General features: G+C 36.6%; 5 protein-coding genes and 2 tRNA genes. 6 read left to right on the forward strand and 1 reads right to left on the reverse strand.

Going from position 1 to position 4,254, the window contains the following annotated elements; all coding sequences use genetic code 11:
* The first annotated feature begins 12 nt into the window (after nt 1-12).
* The 4 genes from WC906_05215 (at nt 13) to WC906_05230 (ending at nt 1,302) form a co-directional block, all read left to right on the forward strand.
* Nucleotides 13-822: an undecaprenyl-diphosphate phosphatase gene (locus tag WC906_05215; protein MFA5777804.1), complete on the forward strand. Its 810-nt coding sequence runs from the start codon at nt 13-15 to the stop codon at nt 820-822.
* 142 nt (nt 823-964) lie between these two features.
* Nucleotides 965-1,037: transfer RNA gene (locus WC906_05220), tRNA-Ala, on the forward strand.
* A 1-nt stretch (nt 1,038) separates the two neighbouring features.
* Entirely contained in the window at nt 1,039-1,224 is a 186-nt protein-coding gene (locus WC906_05225) for a hypothetical protein (protein ID MFA5777805.1), read from the forward strand.
* Between the two features lie 4 nt (nt 1,225-1,228).
* A tRNA-Ile gene (locus WC906_05230) sits at nt 1,229-1,302 on the forward strand.
* A 638-nt stretch (nt 1,303-1,940) separates the two neighbouring features.
* On the opposite strand, the gene WC906_05235 is transcribed toward WC906_05230, so the two are convergent.
* Nucleotides 1,941-2,597 (reverse strand): hypothetical protein, encoded by a 657-nt coding sequence (locus WC906_05235; protein ID MFA5777806.1) that lies wholly within the window; start codon nt 2,595-2,597, stop codon nt 1,941-1,943.
* Nucleotides 2,598-2,758: 161 nt separating this feature from the next.
* On the opposite strand from WC906_05235, the gene WC906_05240 reads away from it, so the two are divergent.
* Both WC906_05240 and WC906_05245 read left to right on the forward strand, forming a co-directional pair.
* A complete protein-coding gene (locus WC906_05240) occupies nt 2,759-2,917 on the forward strand; it encodes a hypothetical protein (protein MFA5777807.1) in 159 nt (52 codons plus the stop codon).
* A partial coding sequence (locus WC906_05245) for a recombinase family protein (GenBank protein MFA5777808.1) occupies nt 2,890-4,254 on the forward strand: 1,365 nt, incomplete at its 3' end. The genes WC906_05240 and WC906_05245, both read left to right, overlap by 28 nt.

Below are 4,254 nucleotides of genomic sequence, written 5' to 3' on the forward strand. Positions count from 1 at the left end.
TATTTCTAGGGTATGGATATTTTTCAATCAATAATTTTGGGTATTGTTCAGGGGCTGGGAGAATTTTTGCCGATTTCTTCGACGGCGCATCTGGTGCTAGTGCCATATTTTACCGGATGGAAAGATCCTGGCTTGGCTTTTGACATAGCGCTTCATTTGGGAACATTAATAGCGCTAGTGATATTTTTTGGGAAAGACTGGATAGTAATAATCAAGTTGGCACTTTCTGGTTCGAAGGTTATTAAATATGAAACAGATAGTTATTTGAATAATAAAAATATTCTGTGGCTGATAGTTATTGCAACCATACCAGGAGTTATATTCGGTTTTTTATTTGAGGATAAAGCGGAAACAGTTTTTCGAAATCCCTTGTTAATCGCTCTTGCTTTGAGTTTTTTTGGATTGATATTATTTTTGTCAGATAAATACTTGAAGCACAAAAAGAACATTAGCAGTATTGGCATTTGGGATTCGATTGTAATCGGATTTTCTCAAGCAGCAGCCATTATTCCTGGAGTTTCCCGTTCAGGAGCAACCATAACTGCCGGATTATTCAGGGGGTTAAACAGAGTGGACGCTGCTCGGTTTTCTTTTTTGCTTTCCACGCCAATAATTTTTGGAGCGGCTTTTCTAAAATTACCTGAATTATTTTCCGAAGGTTTTGATCTTGGAATTATTTTTGGAGTATTTTTTTCAGCGCTAAGCGGCTATTTGGCGATTAAATATCTCTTGAAATTTGTTGAGAAATACAGCTATGCAGCTTTTTTCTGGTATCGGCTAGGGTTGGCGGCGTTAATTGTCCTATTTTATGCGCTTGGGTAGACAAATTGTTCCTTTGTAGTATAATGCTTTTATTGCCTTTTATGGCTCTTTTGCTATAATGGGCCGGTAGCTCACCTTCCACCAAAGGCGGACAGGGTCCGAGCGCCGCATTTTTTACTCATTGCAAACAAATTGTTTTGTTGGGCCGGTAGCTCACCTGGTAGAGCGCCGCATTTGCACTGCGGAGGTAGCGGGTTCAAGTCCTGTCCGGTCCAAATGAAAATCAATAACCTATACAAATTTTTTGATTATCTTGGAATAATAGTTTTCCCTTATTTAGCGCTTGATTCAATCTGGTATATTATCGATGGAATCTTTGATTTCAGAATACTCATAAGACTACTTATTGGAATCGGGGGATTGATAATAGACGGATATCTGGTTTTTATTTATAAAGAATAATTTTGGGCGTATAGCTCAGTTGGTTAGAGCGCGTCACTGATAATGACGAGGTCCCAAGTTCGAATCTTGGTACGCCCACACAAAAATCCCCATTCCGGGGGATTTTTTATTTGTGGACTTGGTTTGTTTATATTGGAACCAGATTATAGCATTCCTCAAAGAAATGGCTGAATTCCAGGCTCACTTATCTATTCAAACAAATTTAGCGTAAAATTGCAATAGCCATAATTAGCCCATTTTATCTGCATTTCTTCTAAAGCGTTGGATTGGAACTAGCTTTGTTTATCTCACGGAGAGCCAAAAAGCAAGCGTAAGTGATTGCTTTTGGCTCTCTCTTTGTTTCAGCAGTAGTCTTGTTGTTTCTTTTTCTTTTTTTGCTTCTTTTTTTCTTTTTCTTTCTCTTCAGTCTTCCATATTAACTCTACTATGCAAAAATTAACGTGTGGTGAGTTGGAAAACTTTTAGCGTTAAATTCCATGTTAAAAGTATCCTAAAGCGTCCTACGTCAATTCTCCACTTCTTCAGCTATATGCTGGGTGTATATGTTTCCTTGAAAATCTTTTTTTACATGTAAATCATATGCTTTCATAACGGACTGATTCCAATGGCCATAAAGACATATTGTTATTTAAATTGGTTATAACCATAAAAAAATCCGCCATTCGTTTCCTAATTGGCGGATTTTTCAGATTTGTTTATTTGGGATAAATTATTTTTTATCGTTCTTCGATTTCAGCTTCTTTTAATAATCTTTCTACATCTTCATGGCTTTTTGCTCCCTTAGATTTACAATATTCAGCGGCTGCTTCAACATTGCTTACATATTCTCCGTGTCCACGACTATGAGCATCCTCTCTCCATGAAATATCCTGCTGTGCATTATCAAGCATTTTTTGTATATCACCCACCTCCGAAATATTGTTTTGTTTGCAAAATTCTACTGCCGCCTCTACATTGCCAACATACTCTCCATGACCATTATCCATAGCTCCTTGCTCAGATTCTTGCCATGACCTAAGGTTTCCATGTAATAGGTTATAAACGTCTTCCACGCTTGGTTTAGAGTTGTATGCGCCACCAATCGTTTGGTCATACAAGAATATAGATTTGTCAATTTCTGCAAGACCCATTTCGTTTAACACATCGTTTACTTCTGGAAATGAACTATATGCGCCACCTTTGGTTTGGCGCAAAACTAACTTCTCTTCTTTTTTTTCAGGCGTTGGCACGCCTGTTGGCATTGTTGGCTCTTTCATATTTTTATTCTTCTTATTAGTTAAGTTGCTTAGAGCTTTGTTAAACTTTTTACAAGTCCATTGTAGCATACTTTTCAGCTTCTGTCTATCACAATTGTCAAAAACATCACTTTTCAAACAATAAGTCTTTATAGTCAGATAAATTGTATAAAATCTGGAACAATAAGTCTGTATAGTGAGAATATCAGGTAAGCTATTCTAAAAGTTGTTTAAAATTGTCCAGTTTAGCTTGCTAAAAAATGGTTGCCCACTCCTTTTTCCAAGCGTATAATGGAACCATGAAAAAAGAAGAACAAGGCGACAATTTAAACGAAGCGGAAGAAGCTAAAATCGCTCTAGGTGAGCTGGCGGATATTACGCTAGACAAATATATCGAAGAAGAAAAAGTTAAGAGTAAAAAGCTAAAAAAATGCAAAGAAACAGAGAAGGAAAATTAAATTTCCGAGCCGTTGTATATACCCGTGTTTCCTCCAAGGGACAAGTTGAGGGAACAAGTTTAGGCTCTCAAAAAGAAGGTTGTGTTGCCTATTGCGAAAGAGAAGGAATTGAAATAGACAAAATTTTTGTTGAAGAAGGAGAAAGCGCAAAAGTGATAGACAGAACAGAGCTTCAAAACATGTTAGCTTACTGTAAGAAGAATAAGGGAAAAATTTCCCATATTATTGTTTACAGATTTGACAGGTTTGCAAGAAACATGCAAGACCATTTGTGGCTAAGGAAGGAATTTGCAGGTTTAGGTATAACCGTTAAATCTGTTACCGACCCTACTGACGATACAGTTTCAGGACAATTACTGGAAAACATACTTGCTTCTGTTTATCAATTTGACAACGACTTACGCAGGGAAAGATGTGTTAACGGCATGAAAAAGAAAATCAAAGCTGGAATTTGGCCATTGCAAATACCTGTGGGGTATATGTCTTTTAAAAAACTGGGCGCCAAAGAAAAAAAACAAATTGCTGACATTCCTCACCCAGAATTTTTTGATATTGTTAGAAAGGGCTTTCAACTCTATTTAACAGGAAATTATTCCATTGCAGAATTGACGAGAAAATTGGACAAAATGTCACCAGCACTTAAATTATATCCGCAAAAAATGCAGTATATTCTTTCCAACAAGTTCTATTGTGGCATTCTCACTGACCCTTGGGATGGTTCAGAACATAGCGGACTGCACGGAGCAATGATTTCTAAACAAGAATTTGCCAAGGTTCAGGAAATTATGAAGGGTAAGGGTATGGGGAATTTTATACCTAAAAGGATTATCAATCCAGATTTTCCCCTAAAAGGCACCGTTCGCTGTGGTGATTGTAGTCATTTTTATACCGCTAGTTGGTCAACTTCAAGAAATAAAGAGAAACATGCTTACTATCATTGCACTAAGCCAGGACAGCATATTCACAAGCGAGGCGTTAAGAAGGCGGTTCTGGAAGACGACTTTATACAATATCTGTCTGCAATTATACCAAAAGAACAATACCTGGAAGATTTCTGGAAAACTGTCATTCAAATTTCAGAGAAAAAGTTCAAGGAAGTTAACCTGGAATATTTAAAGTATAAAAAGCAATATAACGAACTTGAGGATTACAGAAAAAATATTATCAGGAAAAATGCACAAGGAATATTACCAGATGAAGATTTCAAAAAAGAATTACCTCAAATCAAACAAAAGATTGAAATGGTGGAATTAGCCATGAATGACTCAAAAATGGATATTTTCAGGGAAGAAGCAGTTTTTTCTTACTCAAAACATTTTGTATATAACTTACCACGT

Source organism: Parcubacteria group bacterium (assembly GCA_041657845.1).
In the GTDB taxonomy this organism is placed as follows: domain Bacteria; phylum Patescibacteriota; class Minisyncoccia; order Moranbacterales; family JAKLHP01; genus JAKLHP01.

Coding starts and splice junctions, on each gene's coding strand:
- WC906_05215 (MFA5777804.1), top strand. CDS start 13: ATGGATATTTTTCAATCAATAATTTTGGGTATTGTTCAGGGGCTGGGA.
- WC906_05225 (MFA5777805.1), top strand. CDS start 1,039: ATGAAAATCAATAACCTATACAAATTTTTTGATTATCTTGGAATAATA.
- WC906_05240 (MFA5777807.1), top strand. CDS start 2,759: ATGAAAAAAGAAGAACAAGGCGACAATTTAAACGAAGCGGAAGAAGCT.